Origin of the sequence: Amycolatopsis saalfeldensis (genome assembly GCF_900110575.1) — a bacterium.
GTDB classification, from domain to species: Bacteria; Actinomycetota; Actinomycetes; order Mycobacteriales; family Pseudonocardiaceae; genus Amycolatopsis; species Amycolatopsis saalfeldensis.
Genome location: NZ_FOEF01000005.1, coordinates 292,717 through 307,149 on the forward strand (window position 1 = coordinate 292,717; position 14,433 = coordinate 307,149).

Annotated in this window: 16 protein-coding genes; 11 read left to right on the forward strand and 5 right to left on the reverse strand. The window is 71.0% G+C overall.

The genetic code is table 11. From position 1 onward, the window contains the following. The first annotated feature begins 13 nt into the window (after window positions 1-13). The gene (locus tag BMY97_RS14705) at window positions 14-610 is read left to right on the forward strand and encodes a TetR/AcrR family transcriptional regulator (RefSeq protein WP_091617359.1); all 597 of its coding nucleotides are present in this window, start codon (window positions 14-16) and stop codon (window positions 608-610) included. A 54-nt stretch (window positions 611-664) separates the two neighbouring features. Here BMY97_RS14705 and BMY97_RS14710 read toward each other — a convergent pair whose 3' ends face one another. After that, window positions 665-1,810, reverse strand: a complete 1,146-nt coding sequence (locus BMY97_RS14710) for a citrate synthase 2 (RefSeq protein ID WP_091617360.1) — start codon at window positions 1,808-1,810, stop codon at window positions 665-667. Between the two features lie 293 nt (window positions 1,811-2,103). Here BMY97_RS14710 and BMY97_RS14715 point away from each other — a divergent pair, with 293 nt between their 5' ends. The 7 genes from BMY97_RS14715 to BMY97_RS14745 all read left to right on the forward strand — a co-directional run bounded on the left by BMY97_RS14715 (window position 2,104) and on the right by BMY97_RS14745 (window position 7,415). Then, window positions 2,104-2,406, forward strand: a complete 303-nt coding sequence (locus BMY97_RS14715; protein WP_091617361.1) for an urease subunit gamma — start codon at window positions 2,104-2,106, stop codon at window positions 2,404-2,406. A gap of 11 nt (window positions 2,407-2,417) precedes the next feature. Further along, window positions 2,418-2,723 (forward strand): urease subunit beta, encoded by a 306-nt coding sequence (locus BMY97_RS14720; RefSeq protein ID WP_091617362.1) that lies wholly within the window; start codon window positions 2,418-2,420, stop codon window positions 2,721-2,723. Between the two features lie 3 nt (window positions 2,724-2,726). Further along, window positions 2,727-4,448 (forward strand): urease subunit alpha, encoded by a 1,722-nt coding sequence (locus BMY97_RS14725; protein ID WP_091617363.1) that lies wholly within the window; start codon window positions 2,727-2,729, stop codon window positions 4,446-4,448. A 14-nt stretch (window positions 4,449-4,462) separates the two neighbouring features. Continuing rightward, the gene (locus BMY97_RS14730; protein ID WP_091617364.1) at window positions 4,463-5,149 is read left to right on the forward strand and encodes an urease accessory protein UreF; all 687 of its coding nucleotides are present in this window, start codon (window positions 4,463-4,465) and stop codon (window positions 5,147-5,149) included. After that, on the forward strand, window positions 5,139-5,852 hold the full coding sequence (ureG, locus tag BMY97_RS14735; RefSeq protein WP_091617365.1) for an urease accessory protein UreG: 714 nt from the start codon (window positions 5,139-5,141) through the stop codon (window positions 5,850-5,852). Before BMY97_RS14730 ends, ureG begins: the two co-directional genes overlap by 11 nt. Beyond that, entirely contained in the window at window positions 5,849-6,550 is a 702-nt protein-coding gene (locus tag BMY97_RS14740) for an urease accessory protein UreD (RefSeq protein ID WP_091617366.1), read from the forward strand. Before ureG ends, BMY97_RS14740 begins: the two co-directional genes overlap by 4 nt. A 244-nt stretch (window positions 6,551-6,794) precedes the next feature. Beyond that, on the forward strand, window positions 6,795-7,415 hold the full coding sequence (locus BMY97_RS14745; RefSeq protein ID WP_091617367.1) for a TetR/AcrR family transcriptional regulator: 621 nt from the start codon (window positions 6,795-6,797) through the stop codon (window positions 7,413-7,415). A 152-nt stretch (window positions 7,416-7,567) separates the two neighbouring features. Here BMY97_RS14745 and BMY97_RS14750 read toward each other — a convergent pair whose 3' ends face one another. Next, on the reverse strand, window positions 7,568-9,256 hold the full coding sequence (locus BMY97_RS14750) for a purine-cytosine permease family protein (RefSeq protein ID WP_091617368.1): 1,689 nt from the start codon (window positions 9,254-9,256) through the stop codon (window positions 7,568-7,570). 243 nt (window positions 9,257-9,499) lie between these two features. Here BMY97_RS14750 and pdxH point away from each other — a divergent pair, with 243 nt between their 5' ends. The 3 genes from pdxH (at window position 9,500) to BMY97_RS14765 (ending at window position 12,181) form a co-directional block, all read left to right on the forward strand. Continuing rightward, window positions 9,500-10,180 (forward strand): pyridoxamine 5'-phosphate oxidase, encoded by a 681-nt coding sequence (pdxH, locus tag BMY97_RS14755; RefSeq protein WP_091617369.1) that lies wholly within the window; start codon window positions 9,500-9,502, stop codon window positions 10,178-10,180. 150 nt (window positions 10,181-10,330) lie between these two features. After that, complete coding sequence (locus BMY97_RS14760) at window positions 10,331-11,596, forward strand: MFS transporter (RefSeq protein ID WP_091617529.1); 1,266 nt, start codon at window positions 10,331-10,333, stop codon at window positions 11,594-11,596. Window positions 11,597-11,620: 24 nt separating this feature from the next. Then, window positions 11,621-12,181 carry a DUF3558 family protein gene (locus BMY97_RS14765; RefSeq protein WP_091617370.1) on the forward strand — a complete coding sequence of 187 codons (561 nt, stop codon included), beginning with the start codon at window positions 11,621-11,623 and terminating at the stop codon, window positions 12,179-12,181. 1 nt (window position 12,182) lies between these two features. On the opposite strand, the gene BMY97_RS14770 is transcribed toward BMY97_RS14765, so the two are convergent. The 3 genes from BMY97_RS14770 to BMY97_RS14780 are packed head-to-tail and all read right to left on the reverse strand — an operon-like array spanning window position 12,183 to window position 14,397. Further along, complete coding sequence (locus tag BMY97_RS14770) at window positions 12,183-13,007, reverse strand: MBL fold metallo-hydrolase (protein WP_091617371.1); 825 nt, start codon at window positions 13,005-13,007, stop codon at window positions 12,183-12,185. Continuing rightward, window positions 13,004-13,819: an MBL fold metallo-hydrolase gene (locus tag BMY97_RS14775; RefSeq protein WP_091617372.1), complete on the reverse strand. Its 816-nt coding sequence runs from the start codon at window positions 13,817-13,819 to the stop codon at window positions 13,004-13,006. Before BMY97_RS14775 ends, BMY97_RS14770 begins: the two co-directional genes overlap by 4 nt. Further along, window positions 13,819-14,397: a TetR/AcrR family transcriptional regulator gene (locus BMY97_RS14780; protein WP_091617373.1), complete on the reverse strand. Its 579-nt coding sequence runs from the start codon at window positions 14,395-14,397 to the stop codon at window positions 13,819-13,821. Before BMY97_RS14780 ends, BMY97_RS14775 begins: the two co-directional genes overlap by 1 nt. Window positions 14,398-14,433 lie beyond the last annotated feature (36 nt).

Genomic DNA, 14,433 nt, shown 5'->3' on the forward strand with positions numbered 1-14,433 from the left:
CCGGCCGCGCCGGATGTCGCCACAGGCCCGGCGCGACGAGCTGATCGCCGCGGCTCTGGACCTGTTCGGCAGTCGCGCGCCGGAGCTGGTGACGGTGGACGACATCATCGGGCGCGCCATGGTGTCGCGGCCGCTGTTCTACCGGTACTTCTCCAGCCTGCGTGAGCTTCAAGTCGAGGCGCTGCGGACGGTGACCGTCGGCCTCGTCGACGGTCTCGCCGGTCTGGAGGAGGGCCCGCCGCCGGAACGGCTGCGGGCCGCCGTGCGCGGGCTGGTCGACGTCGCCGACCACTACCGCGCGGGCTACGTCGCCTTGCTGCGCAGCGGTTCCGTGATCGCGACGTCCGAAACGGACGCGGCCATCGACGAGGTCCGCAACCGGGCGGTGGAGCTGATCCTGGACGCGCTGGCCGTCACCGAGCCGTCGCCGTTGCTGCTGCTGACCTTGCGCTGCTGGACGGCGGTCGTCGAAGGCGCGTTGCTTTCCTGGCTGCAGGAACGCACGGTGCCACGGGAGTCCCTCGACGGCTGGCTCGTCGACCAGCTCACCGCGATGCTCTCGGCCACCGCGGCCCACGACCCGACAGTGCCCGCGGCCCTGACGCCGTAAAGGCCTCCTTCGCCGCGCAGAACGGGGTGAAGGAGGCCTTCACGGGCAAGAGATTCAGTGCTTGGTGACGCTGTCCCAGCCCTCGACGTCCTCGGGCTTGCGCGGCTCGGGGCCGACGTACTTCGCCGACGGGCGCACGAGCCGTCCGGTCTGCTTCTGCTCCAGGATGTGCGCGGCCCAGCCCGCGGTGCGGGCCGAGGAGAACATGGCCGGCATCATGTGCGGCGGCACCTGGGCGAAGTCCAGGATCACCGCGGCCCAGAACTCCACGTTGGTCTCGATGGGGTGATCCGGGCGCCGCTCGCGCAGCTCGGCCAGCGCCGCCTGCTCCAGCGAGGCCGCCACCTCGTAACGCTCCGCGCCGAGTTCCTTGCAGGTACGGCGAAGCACGCGGGCCCGCGGGTCCTCCGCGCGGTACACGCGGTGGCCGAAGCCCATCAGCCGTTCCTTGCGGTCGAGGATGCCCTTGACCAGACCACGCGCGTCACCGGTCCGCTCGACCTCTTCGATCATCGGCAGCACCCGCGCCGGGGCGCCGCCGTGCAGCGGTCCGGACATCGCGCCGATCGCGCCCGACATCGCGGCCGCGACGTCCGCGCCGGTCGACGCGATCACGCGGGCGGTGAAGGTGGACGCGTTGAGGCCGTGCTCGGCGGCGGAAACCCAGTAGGCGTCCAGCGCGCGGACGTGGGCCGGGTCCGGCTCGCCGCGCCAGCGGATCATGAACCGCTCGGTGATCGAGGCGGCCTCGTCGACCCGCGCCTGCGGGACGGCCGGCTGGCTGATCCCGCGCGCGGACTGGGCGACGTAGGACAGCGCCATCACCGAAGCGCGCGCGAGCTGCTCGCGGGCTTCTTCGTCGGTGATGTCGAGCAGCGGGCGGTAGCCCCAGATCGGGGCCAGCATGGCGAGCGCGGACTGGACGTCGACGCGCACGTCGCCGGTGTGCACCGGCAGCGGGAACGGCTCGGCCGGCGGGAGGCTGTGGCCGAAGCGGCCGTCGACCAGAAGCGCCCATACGTCACCGAAGGTCACCTTGCCGGCGAGATCCTCGATGTCGACGCCGCGATAACGCAGCGCCCCGCCGTCCCGGTCCGGTTCGGCGATTTCGGTGCGGAAAGCGACCACGCCTTCGAGGCCCGGTCGGAACCCGTCGTCGGCTTGGTCGGAACCCGTCTTGCTGATAGTGGAGGTTGTCACTCTCGCAAAACCTTTCGATGCGCATTTCCCCGGCTTGGTCGTACTCGCGCGGACGGGATACACGCTGGAGGTGGCGCGCCTCATCGCACGGTTGGACAAACCTTGCTCCTCCGAAGCCCCCCGGGCAATGAAAGATGTGGTGGTTTCGGTCACGATTACGAGAACGATTCAGTCCAGGCAGCCCGCTTGCCACAAGTTCTCCGGCAACGGGCTGTGATCGGCCCGGTGGACCGCAGGTAAATCCTGTGTTTCGGGAGCGGGCGCGCGCGCCCGCGCGGTGATAGACCTAGCCCATGCACCTCAGCCCCCAGGAGCGCGACAAGCTGTTGGTCCACGTCGCGGCTGATGTGGCCCGCCGGCGGCTGGACCGCGGCGTGCTCCTCAACTACCCCGAGGCCGTCGCGCTGATCACCGACCACGTGCTCGAAGGCGCCCGCGACGGCCGCACGGTGAGCGAGCTGGTGGCGAGCGGACGTACGGTGCTCGCTCGCGCGCAGGTGCTCGGCGGGGTGGCGGAGATGGTCGACTCCGTCCAGGTGGAGGCCACTTTCCCGGACGGCACGAAGCTCGTCACCGTGCACGACCCGATCGTCTAGGAGGCGGGCGAGTGCGACCAGGAGAGATCATCCCCGGCGACGAGCCGGTGGAGCTGAACCCGGGACGCGAGCGGGTCCGGCTGATCGTGCGCAACCTCGGCGACCGGCCCGTGCAGGTCGGTTCGCACTACCACTTCGCGGCGGTGAACCCCGGCCTGGAGTTCGACCGCGACGCCGCGCGGGGGCACCGGCTCGACGTGCCCGCCGGCACGTCCGTGCGCTTCGAACCGGGCATCGAACGCGAAGTGGACCTCGTTCCGCTCCGGGGCCGTCGGCGGGTGCCGGGATTACGCTCCGAACACGCTGGGGAGTGCTAGCCGATGCCGCAGATCGACCGCGCCCGTTACGCCGAGTTGTTCGGGCCGACCACCGGCGACCGCATCCGGCTCGCCGACACCGACCTGTTGATCGAGGTGACCGAAGACCGGTCGATGGGCCCGGGCGGCTCGGGCGACGAGGTGCTCTTCGGCGGCGGCAAGGTGATCCGCGAGTCGATGGGCCAGGGCATGGCCACCCGGGCCGAGGGCGCGCCGGACCTGGTCGTCACCGGCGCCGTGATCCTCGACCACTGGGGGGTGGTGAAGGCCGACGTCGGGGTGCGCGACGGCCGGATCGTCGGCATCGGCAAGGCGGGCAACCCGGACACCATGGACGGCGTCGACCCGGCGCTGGTGATCGGCCCGTCGACGGAGGTGCTGTCCGGCAACGGGAAGATCCTCACCGCGGGCGGCATCGACTGCCACGTGCACTTCATCTGCCCGCAGCTGGTGGACACCGCGCTGGCCGCCGGGCTGACCACACTGGTCGGCGGCGGCACCGGCCCGAACGAGGGCACCAAGGCCACCACCGTCACGCCCGGCGCGTGGAACCTCGGCCGGATGCTGTCCGCCATGGACGGTTACCCGGTGAACGTGTTGTTGCTGGGCAAGGGGAACACCGTCCGGCACGAGGCGCTGCGCGAGCAGCTGGCCGCCGGCGCGGGCGGGTTCAAGCTGCACGAGGACTGGGGCTCCACCCCGGCGGCGATCGACGCCTGCCTGAGCGTGGCCGACGAGTCCGGCGTCCAGGTGGCGATCCACACCGACACGCTCAACGAGGCCGGCTTCCTGGAGTCCACTGTGGACGCCATTCGCGGCCGGTCGATCAACGCCTACCACACCGAGGGGGCCGGCGGCGGGCACGCGCCGGACATCATCGAGGTGGTCGGGCTGCCCAACATCCTGCCGTCCTCGACCAATCCGACGCGCCCGCACACCGCGAACACCCTCGACGAGCACCTCGACATGCTGATGGTGTGCCACCACCTGAACCCGTCGGTGCCCGAGGACCTCGCGTTCGCCGAAAGCCGCATCCGGCCGACCACGATCGCTGCCGAGGACGTGCTGCACGACCTGGGCGCGATCTCGATGATGAGCTCGGACGCGCAGGCGATGGGCCGGATCGGCGAGGTGGTCATCCGCACCTGGCAGACCGCGCACGTGATGAAACGCCGCCGTGGCGCGCTGCCCGGCGACGGCGCGGCCGACAACCTGCGTGCCCGCCGTTACGTCGCGAAGTACACGATCAACCCGGCCATCGCGCACGGGATGGAGGAGCGGATCGGCTCGGTGGAGGTCGGCAAGCTCGCCGACCTGGTGCTGTGGGAGCCGAAGTTCTTCGGCGTCCGGCCGCACGTCGTGCTCAAGGGCGGCTTCCCCGCGTGGGCGGCGATGGGTGACGCGAACGCGTCGATCCCCACGCCGCAGCCGGTGCTGGCGCGGCCGATGTTCGGCGCCGTCCCGCCCGTCGCGGCCGCTTCGAGCCTGCACTTCGTGGCGCCCGAGGCGCTGGGCTCGGGCCTGGCCGAGCGGTTCGGCATCCGACGCCCGCTGGTCGCCGTGGCGAACACCCGCGCGCGGACCAAGGCGGACATGGTGCTCAACGACGCGACGCCGGACGTGCGCGTGGAGCCGGACAGCTTCGCCGTGCACGTGGACGGCGAGCTGATCGAGCCGCAGCCGGTGACGGAACTGCCGATGGCCCAACGCTACTTCTTGTTTTGATGGAGCCTGTTCTGATGGACCTGTCCACGCTGATCCTGGCCGACTCGCGCTTCCCCGGCGGCGGGCACGTCCACTCGGGAGGCCTGGAGGAGGCCGTGAGCCGCAAGCTCGTGGTGTCCGAACGGGACCTGCCGGGGTTCCTCTTCGGACGGTTGCGTACGGCGGGCTCGCTCGCCGCCGTTTTCGCTGCTGCTTCAACCCATGCCGCCGCTCGTGGTGTCCAAGGTGGACACTGGCGACGGCTGGACGTCGAGCTGGACGCGCGCACGCCTTCACCTGCGCAGCGTCAGGCGTCACGGGCGCAGGGCCGCGGCACTGCCCGCGCGGGCCGGGTCGCGTGGCCTTCGCCGGTGCTCACGGGTTTGCTGGCCGAGACCCCGCGCCCGCACCACCCGATCGTCCTCGGCGCGCTGGTCGGGGTGTCGGGTGGCTCGCCGTTCGACGCCGCGATGGCGGTGGCGTACCTGGCGGTCAGCGGTCCGGCCAGTGCCGCCGTCCGGCTGCTGGGCCTGGATCCCTTCGGGGTCAACGCCGTGGTCGCGCGGCTCGGCGACGAGGTGCGGCGGGTGTCCGAGCACGCCGCCGGCGTCGCGGGGCTCGACCCGGCGGACCTGCCGGCGCCGGGAGCACCCGCGCTGGACCTGTTCGCCGAGGCCCACGCCCGGCACCACGAGGAAGAGGTGCGTCTCTTTGCCAGTTGAGCACACAGGCCATGGCCACGGGCACGTGCACCCGGTCAACTTCGACCCGGCCGCCGCGGAACCCGACCACTACGACGCCGCGCCGACGGCCGGGCGCGCGTACCGGATCGGCATCGGCGGCCCGGTCGGCAGCGGCAAGACCGCGCTGACGGCCGCGCTCTGCCGCGCGCTCGGCGACGAGGTGAACCTCGCCGTGGTCACCAACGACATCTACACCACCGAGGACGCCGACTTCCTGCGCAAGGCCGGTGTGCTCGACCCGGCGCGCATCGAGGCCGTGCAGACCGGCGCCTGCCCGCACACCGCGATCCGCGACGACATCACCGCGAACCTCGACGCGGTGGAAAGCCTCGAGGAGCGGTTCCCCGGGCTGGAACTGGTGATCATCGAAAGCGGTGGCGACAACCTGACCGCGGTGTTCAGCCGGGGCCTGGCCGACAGCCAGGTGTTCGTGGTCGACGTCGCGGGCGGCGACAAGGTGCCGCGCAAGGGCGGACCCGGGGTGACCACCGCGGACCTGCTGGTGATCAACAAGATCGACATCGCGCACCTGGTCGGCGCCGACATGGACGTGATGACGTCGGACGCGCACCGGATGCGGGGTGAGCTTCCGGTGATCACACAGTCTCTTGTGGACACTCCCGACGCGCCCGCGGTCGCGGACTGGGTCCGCTCGCTCCTCCCTGCGGCACCGCGGGTGTGAAGGCGCACGCACGCGTCGTCGCGTGTTTCGAAGGCGGGCGAACGATCTTGCGCGAGCTGCGTTCGATGGCGCCGCTGACGTTGTTTCCCCGCCGCCACAACGGCCGTGACGCCGTCGTGCACCTCGTCAGCTCCGCCACCGCGCCGCTGGGCGGGGACGAGCTGCTGCTGGACATCCGGGTCGGGCCCGGCGCGACCTTGCACCTCTCCGGCGTCGCGGCGACGCTCGCGCTGCCCGGGCTCCACGGTGAGCCCAGTACGTCCACTGTGGACATCGAGGTGGCGGACGGCGGCTCGCTGGAGTACCGGCCGGAGCCGACCGTCGTCACCGCGCGGGCGAACCACACCGCGGTGCTGCGCGCGGCGCTGGCGGAAAACTCCTATTTCCGCACCCGCGAGGTGCTGGTGCTGGGCCGCGCGGGGGAGCGTCCGGGCCGGCTCACCACGACCGTCGCGGTGACTCGCGGTGACCTTCCGGTGCTGCGCCAGACCCAGTCCATCGGAGACCCCGGGCTCGACGCCAGCCTCGCGGTGCTGGCGGGCCGCCGGGTGCTCGCCACCGAGCTCGAGGTCGGCGGCGAGCCGCGGCCCGCCGCGTCCGGCGAATGGTGGTCGAGGGTGCCGCTGGCGGCCGGGGCGACGATCACGACTTCGCTGGCCGCGGACGCCGTTGTTGCCTTGAAAGGCTTGGGCTGCTAATACTTCCCCCTTCGGTTCGTCAGGCGGAGTTTCCCTGACGCGCCAAGGATTTCGGCATGGGCCAGCAAAGCCGTCCGGTGTGGGAAGGGGCCTGGGCGCACGCCGTGTTCCCGCTCTCGCTAATGTCTGCCCGCGCGAAGAGGCAAATCGACGAGCGCGGCGACGCCGGGACCCGGTGGAACCGTTGGCCCGGCGTTGATTTCGGTAATCGGCTTTTTCGCAAGGCAGGGAAGGGAGGGGCCGGGTGGCCCGCACCTACGGTGGTGTCCCGCCGGAGCAGAGACGGGCCGAGCGCCGCGAGCGCCTGCTGACGGCGGCGCTGGAGCTCTTCACCTCGGTGGGCTTCCGCCAGGCGAAGATCACTCAGCTGTGCACCCGGGCGGGCGTCTCGACGCGGAACTTCTACGAGGAGTTCGGCAGCAAGGAGGAGGTCCTCCGCACCCTGCACGACCAGATCAACTCGCTCGCGCTGCGGCACGTCGCCGCCGCGCTGGAAGAGGTCCGGGACGCCGACGCGATGACCCGGATCGCGCGGCTGCTGGACGTCTTCGTCAGCACGGTCACCCTCGACCCCCGGATGCCGCGCCTGAACTACGTCGAGACCGTCGGCGTCAGCCCGGAGCTGGAACTGCAGCACCAGGTCTGGGTCGACCGCTGGGCCACCTTCATCGAGGAGGAGGCGCGGCGCGCCGCCGAAGCGGGCGCCGCGCCCGACCGGAACTACCGCCTCACGGCGATCGCGCTCGTCGGCGCCGCGACGGGCCTGCTGCGCGAATGGCAGGCGCACGACCCGCCGTTGCCGGTGGAGGACATCGGGCGGGAGCTTCGCGGCGTGATGCTGTCGGCGATCACGCGGGCCGAATGAAGCCCTCTCGGTACCAGAAGCCGGGCGTGAGGCCGGGAACGAGAAGAGCGCGAACCACCAGTACGCACTGCGTGGCGCCCGGCTCACCCCTCCGGCTCGGTCCGTCCGAAGGCAGGGCGCTCCGCCGGGACCCCTCCCGCGATGGGGGCGTGTCAGCCGGTGCGGAACGTCGGCTCCGGCAGCGCGACCGGCCCGGCTTCCCGGCACATGTCGTGACAGGTGCTGTCGAGCGTGCAGCACAGTGAGCAGATCGCGCCGCCCTGTTTGGCGCAGTCCGCGATGTCCGGCAGCTCGTACGGGTCGCCGCAGACCGAGCAGACGTGCGTGGCCCGCAGGTCCGCCTCGACGCCCGGTCCGCTGACCGTGTTGGGGCGCACCAGGTAGTACTTGCCGCGGGTCGCGATGGCGAGCGTCGGCACCAGCACCACCGCGATCACCACCGCCAGCAGCGGGCTGAAGGCGGCGAGCACCGGCCCGAACGCGCCGAAGTAGGCCACGATCGAAACCACCGACGCGATCAGCATCGAGCCGAAGCCGACCGGGTTGACCTTGTGCAGGTACGCGCGCTTGAACTCGATGTACCGCGGCGAAAGGCCCAGCGGCTTCGCGATCACCAGGTCCGCGCAGACCGCGCCGATCCACGCGATGGCGACGTTCGAGTAGAAGCCCAGGATCTTGTTGAGGAAGGCGAACGCGCCGAACTCCATCAGCGCCAGCGCGATCCCGCAGTTGACCAGCACGTACCAGGCGCGGCCCGGGTGCTTGTGCAGCACGCGGGAGAAGAAGTTGGCGAACGACAGCGAGCCGGAGTACGCGTTGGTGGTGTTGATCTTGATCTGCGAAACGACCACGAACAGCGCGGCGAAGGTCAGCGCCACCGGTCCCAGCGCGGGCTTCACCGCGTCCAGGTACGGCGCGATCGGCTCCAGCGCGGCGGTCTTGCCGACGGCGCCCAGTGCCAGGAACGCCAGCAGCGCGCCGCCGATCTGCTTCGCCGCGCCGAGCACCACCCAGCCCGGCCCGGCGGCCAGCACCGCGGCCCACCAGGAGCGCTTGTTCGACGCCGTTTTCTCCGGCATGAACCGGAGGTAGTCGGCCTGCTCGCCGATCTGGCCGATCAGCGACAGCGCGACCCCCATGCCGAAGCCGAACCCGATGGCCGAGAACCCGGAGCCGGCGCCCTCCGTGCCGCCGAACGCGGCGAAGTCGGCGAACCGGCCCGGCTCGCGCACCAGCACGACGATGAACGGCAGCACCAGCCCCGCGATCCACAACGGCTGCGTCCAGGTCTGCATCTTCGCCACCGCGCCCATGCCGTAGAGCGCGAAGGGCAGCACGATCAGCGTGGCCAGCAGATAGCCGATCGGCAGCGGGATGCCGAGCGCGAGCTGGAACGCCTGGCCCATGATCGAGCCTTCGAGCGAGAAGAAGATGACGGTGAAGCTCGCGTACACGAGCGACGTCAGCGTCGACCCGAAGTAGCCGAAGCCGGCGCCTCGGGTCAGGAGGTCCATGTCCACTCCGTACGTCGCGCACGCACGCGCGATGGGCACGCCGGTCACGAAGATCACGACGGCCGCGGCGAGGATCGCCAGCATGCCGGACGTGAAGCCGTACGAGAGCACGATGCTCGCGCCGATCGCGAAGTCGGCGAGGTAGGCGATGCCGCCCAATGCCGTCGTCGCGACCACGAAGGGTGACCATTTGCGAAACGATTGGGCGGCGAAGCGCAGCGAATAGTCTTCGCGGTTCTCGTTGGCCGCGAGGGCGGCGTACCGGCGTTGGGGCGGAGTGGTGGTGTCAGCGGTCTCACTGTCGGAATCGGACAGGATTTCGGTCATGGCCTGCCTCCGTGGTCGGTGGGGAACGGGCACCGGGGCAGCCAGACGGTAGGACTCGGCTTTATCGATTCGGGTCCGCGCGGTAAACCGGGGGTTACGGTTCGCGGTCCGGCGGTTACGGGTTGATGAGCGCCGGCGGCGTGGCAGGAGTCACCGTTCGGTGGGTTTCGCCGCAGCTGAAGAGCCAATACCGTCGGCGGAACACCCCGAATGTCGAACGCCCGCGGGCACGGAGGTTGGCACATGATGCCGGAGATCGACGAGGCCGACGTAACGGACGCGGTCGTGCGGCTGCCCGGGATGCGGGTGGCCTACGACGGCGCCCCGTTCGACGAGACCGCGCTCGCCACGACGTGGACCGAGCAGCTGCAGAACTGGCTGGGCCAGGCGGTCTCCGAGGGGATCGCCGAGCCCAACGCGATGGTGCTGGCCACCGCCGACACCGACGGCAGGCCGTCTTCGCGCACGGTCCTGTGCAAGGGGCTCGACGAACGAGGGGTCGTCTTCTACACGAACTACACCTCGGAGAAGAGCCACGACCTCACGGCCACGCGCTACGCGTCGGTCACCTTCCCCTGGTACGGGCTCCACCGGCAGGTCACTGTCCGTGGCGAGGTGGAGAAGGTCGGCTCGCGCGAGACGGCCGAGTACTGGGCCCAGCGGCCGCGCGGTTCGCAGCTCGGCGCGTGGGCCTCCCCGCAGTCGCGGATCGTCGACGGACGGCGTGCCCTCGACAACGCGCTGCGCGGCATCGAGCGCCGCTTCGCCGACGTCGAGCAGATCCCGGCGCCCCCGCACTGGGGCGGCTGGCGGATCCGGCCGGACTTCGTCGAGTTCTGGCAGGGCCGCGAGGACCGGATGCACGACCGGCTCCGCTTCCACCGCACCGACGACGGCTGGCACGTCGAACGGCTCGCTCCCTGATCCTGGCTTCACCGCACGAACGGTCCTTTTCGCTCGAAAAGGACCGTTCGTCCGTTAATCCCGCGATGTGGCCGCGGGAGGGGAAAATCACGCGCGCCGGATTAGTTAGCACAGCTAAAGTGATCCGTTGTGAGTTCTGACCCGGGGACGCTGCCTCCCCGCACTGGGGCGCGGAAGATCCTCGGCCGCATCGTCGTCGACACCCGGCCGCTCAAGATCCCGGCGTTCCGCAGGCTCTGGATGTCCACCGCCGTCACCGCGGTCGGCTCCCAGCTGACCGCCGTCGCGGTGCCGAAGCAGATCTTCGACCTCACCGGCTCGTCCGGCTACGTCGGCCTGACCGGCGCCGTCGCACTCGTCCCGCTGCTGGTGTTCGGCCTGTGGGGCGGCGCGATCGCGGACGCCGTGGACCGGCGCAAGCTGTTGCTGGTCACGAACGTCGGCGTCGCCATCACCTCGGCCCTGCTGTGGCTGCAGGCTTTCGCGGACTTCCGCTCGGTGTGGCTGGTGCTGGTGCTGCTCGCGGCGAACCAGGCGTTCTTCGCGATCAACATGCCCACCCGCGGCGCCGTCGTCGCGCGGCTGGTGCCCCCCGAACTGCTGCCGTCGGCGAACGCGCTCAACACCACGATGAGCACCTTCGGCGCCGTTTTCGGGCCGCTGTTCGGCGGGGCCCTGATCCCGGTGATCGGGCTGTCCACGCTGTACCTGGTCGACGTCTGCGCGCTGATGATCACGCTGATCGCGGTGTGGCGGCTGCCGCCGATCCCGCCGCTGAACGGGCCTTCGCGGCGCGCCGGGTTCAGCGACGTCGTCGACGGATTCCGGTACCTGGCCAAGCAGAAGGTGCTGCTGGCGTCGTTCGTCGTGGACATCATCGCGATGGTCGCGGGCATGCCGCGCGCGCTGATCCCGGAGATGGCGGAGCGCACCTTCGGCGACCCGCCCGGCGGCGGCCCCGCGCTCGGTTTCCTCTACGCGGCGCTGCCGGCGGGCGCGATGCTGATCGGCCTGTTCTCCGGCTGGCTGCACCGGGTGCGCCGGCAGGGCTTCGCCGTGGTCATCTCGATCTGCGCGTGGGGCGCGGCCGTCGCGGCGTTCGGGCTCGCGCATTCGTTGTGGCTGGCGGTGATCTTCATGGCCGTGGCCGGCGGCGCCGACATGGTCAGCTCCGTCTACCGCCAGGCGATCCTGCAGACGGCCACCACCGACGAGATGCGCGGGCGCCTGCAGGGCGTGTTCACCGTGGTCGTCGCCGGCGGGCCGCGCCTCGCCGACCTGACGCACGGCTGGGCCGGCGCGCTGTGGGGCACCAAGGCCGCCGCGACCGGCGGTGGCCTGCTGGTGATCGTGCTGGTACTGGCGTCGATGCTGGTGCTCCCGGGCTTCTGGCGGTACCGGGCGCCGACCGGTTAGGCCGTTCGGACTAGTGTGCCGGGCATGCGTGCTTACCCGGTTGCCCTGTTGCTCGCCGCCGCCGCTGCTCTGACTGCCTGCTCGTCGGGAGACCAGCAGGCCGCGGCGCCGTCCTCCGCGCCGCCGTCGTCGAAGCCTGCTTCGCCGTCCTCACAAGCGAAGCAGAAGCAGGAGCCGTGCACGCTCCTGTCCGCCAGTGAGGTCAGCCAGGCGATCAACATCCCGGGCGTGACGTCCCAGAAGGGCCCGGACCAGACCAACGCGGCCAGCGGCGGCCAGGCGACCAGCTGCGAGTACCTGGTCGGCGGCAAGCAGGCCGGCGCGCTCGCGGTCACCCGATACGAAGGCCGCCAGGCCAAGCCCGCGGACATGATCGCGGCGATCAAGAAGGCGAAGCCCGGCGCGGTCGACGTCCCCGGTTTCCCGGACGGCGCCGTCTTCTACCTCGACGAGCAGAAGACCGCGACGCTGGCCGCCGCCAAGCTCTCCGGCGGCGTGCCGACGCTGGTCAACTACACCGGCCCGGTCAAGATGACCCAGCAGATGATGGTCCCGCTGGTGAAGACCGCGGTCACCGCCGCCTGACTCACCGGAGCAGGGCCCGGAACTCGACCGGGCTGTGCGAGCTGAACACGGTCACCTCGTCGGGGTGATCGCGGGTCAGCGTCCGCAGTCGCTCCTCATTGGACAGTCGACGGCGGCGGTCGGTTTCGTTGAGGCGCTGGAGCAGCCGCAGGGCCGGCGGGCACGACGGGCGGACCGGGTTGAGCTGGCCGTGGAAGAAGTACGAGTCGCCCGCGTGCAGCAGCCAGCCCTCGCCGGTGTCGACGGCGACGCCGGAGTGGCCGATCGTGTGACCGGCCAGCGGGACCAGCAGGATCTCCGGCGTCAGGCCCCGCAACGGGCGCACCGCGTCGAAGCCGAACCACAACTCGCCCGCGTCCGGGTAGCTGCTCCACAGCGGACTGTGGGCGAACTGCGGCGCCCGGTACCGCGTTTTCTCCGCGAACCCGCGCGCCCCGGCCGCCGCCTTGCGCTCCGCTTCGCTTACGTGCACGACCGCCTGCGGGAAGTCCGCCAGTCCGCCCGCGTGGTCGACGTCCAGGTGCGTCATCACGATGTGCCGCACGTCCGCCGGGTCGAGGCCCAGCGCCCGGATCTGCGCGACGGCCGACTCCTCGTACGTGGGCTTCGCGCCGACCATCGCCCGGAAGCCCCGGCCGAGCCAGCCGTCCGGGTCCGTCGCGGCGTGGGTGCCGAAGCCGGTGTCCACCAGCACTAGCGAGTCGGGTGTTTCCAGAAGCAGACAGTGCGCCACCATCGAACTACGGCGGGCCAGACCGGGCTGCCCGTCGAACGGCCGTCCGCCCCAGGGCCGCATCGTGCCGCAGTTCAGATGGTGCACCTTCATAACCTGCTCCTCTGGCTCAACCGCTCGAAGTCGGTCAGGTCGTGCGAGGCGAAGATGGTCACCTCGCCCCCGTGGTCGCGGCGCAGCTCGCGCAGCCGGCGCTGGTTCTCCACCCGCGGGCCGCGCAAGGTCTGCACGTGCTTCTCGAAGATAGCCAATCCGGCCGGGATGAACGCCGGCTCGTCGATCTCGCGGTGGAAGAAGTACGAGTCGCCCGCGTTGAGCAGCCATCCGCTGCCCGTGTCGACGGCCACCCCGGAGTGCCCGCGCGTGTGCCCGGCCAGCGGGACCAGTGCGACGTCCGGCACCCCGGGCAGCTCGCGCACGGCCTGGAAGCCGAACCACGATTCGCCGGCCTCGGCGTGGCTGATCCACTGTGGACCGTGGCTGAACTGCACCGGCCGGTACCGCCGTTCACCCGCCTCGAGCGCGGCCAGCTCCGTCGCGTGGACGTGCACCCGCGCATCCGGAAAGTCGACCAGCCCGCCGGCGTGGTCCAGGTCCAGGTGCGTGAGCACGATGTCGCGCACGTCCGCGGGATCCAGCCCCAGCGCGCGGATCTGCGCCGCCGCCGTCTCCTCCGGGCGGTTGAGCGGGTTCGACTGCCGCAGGAACCCCGGGCCCAGCCAGCGCGCCGGATCGATGACGGCGGGCGAGCCCATGCCCGTTTCGATCAGCACGAGCCCGGTGTCCGTTTCCAGCAGCAGACAGTGACACACCAAGGTGGCCCGCCGGAACAGGCCCGGCCTGCCGTCGACGAGGCTGCCGCCGACCGGCCGCATGGTCCCGCAGTTGAGGTGGTGGACGCGCATCAGGAGAACTCCCGTTCGACGGTGGTGCGGAGGTGGGCGGCGATGTCGCGCAACGGCTTGACGTCGCGGCGGATCTTGGCGAACAGCAGCGCGCCCTCGATCGAGGCGAGCACCACCGTCGCCAGCGAGGCGGCGCGCTCGGCGGACAGGCCCTGCTCGGCGAAGTAGCCGGACAACGCGTCCTGCCACGAGCCGTACCCGTCTTCGCAGGCCGAGCGGATGACGTCGCTTTCACCGGCGGCGTCCAACGCAATCGTCGCGAGTGGACACCCGCGCTCGAAGCCCGATTCGGTGAGCGAGGCCGCGAGCGCGTCGACGACCCGGTCGACCGCGGTCGCGGGGTCCGGCGCGGTGGTGGCCAGCGTGCGCAGGTCGTCGCACAGCCGCTCGCCGGACAGGCGCACGGCCTCGGCGGCCAATTGTTCTTTGCCGCCGGGGAAGTGGAAGTACAGCGAGCCCTTCGGGGCGCCGCCGGCGGAGGTGAGCTGGGTCAGGCCGGTGGCGTGGTAGCCCTGCGACTGGAACAGCTCGGCGGCGGATTCGAGCAGGCGCTGGCGGGTTTCGGTGCGTCGGACCATGGGTGAACCGTAGCTCAAACTATGACGACCGGTCTA

What these genes read in the sequence shown, in the direction of transcription:
- BMY97_RS14715 (WP_091617361.1), top strand. Translation starts at nt 2,104, where the DNA reads ATGCACCTCAGCCCCCAGGAGCGCGACAAGCTGTTGGTCCACGTCGCG.
- pdxH (WP_091617369.1), top strand. Translation starts at nt 9,500, where the DNA reads ATGATGCCGGAGATCGACGAGGCCGACGTAACGGACGCGGTCGTGCGG.
- BMY97_RS14775 (WP_091617372.1), bottom strand. Translation starts at nt 13,819, where the DNA reads ATGCGCGTCCACCACCTCAACTGCGGGACCATGCGGCCGGTCGGCGGC.
- BMY97_RS14780 (WP_091617373.1), bottom strand. Translation starts at nt 14,397, where the DNA reads ATGGTCCGACGCACCGAAACCCGCCAGCGCCTGCTCGAATCCGCCGCC.
- BMY97_RS14730 (WP_091617364.1), top strand. Translation starts at nt 4,463, where the DNA reads ATGGACCTGTCCACGCTGATCCTGGCCGACTCGCGCTTCCCCGGCGGC.
- BMY97_RS14750 (WP_091617368.1), bottom strand. Translation starts at nt 9,256, where the DNA reads ATGACCGAAATCCTGTCCGATTCCGACAGTGAGACCGCTGACACCACC.
- BMY97_RS14725 (WP_091617363.1), top strand. Translation starts at nt 2,727, where the DNA reads ATGCCGCAGATCGACCGCGCCCGTTACGCCGAGTTGTTCGGGCCGACC.
- BMY97_RS14770 (WP_091617371.1), bottom strand. Translation starts at nt 13,007, where the DNA reads ATGAAGGTGCACCATCTGAACTGCGGCACGATGCGGCCCTGGGGCGGA.
- BMY97_RS14705 (WP_091617359.1), top strand. Translation starts at nt 14, where the DNA reads ATGTCGCCACAGGCCCGGCGCGACGAGCTGATCGCCGCGGCTCTGGAC.
- BMY97_RS14765 (WP_091617370.1), top strand. Translation starts at nt 11,621, where the DNA reads ATGCGTGCTTACCCGGTTGCCCTGTTGCTCGCCGCCGCCGCTGCTCTG.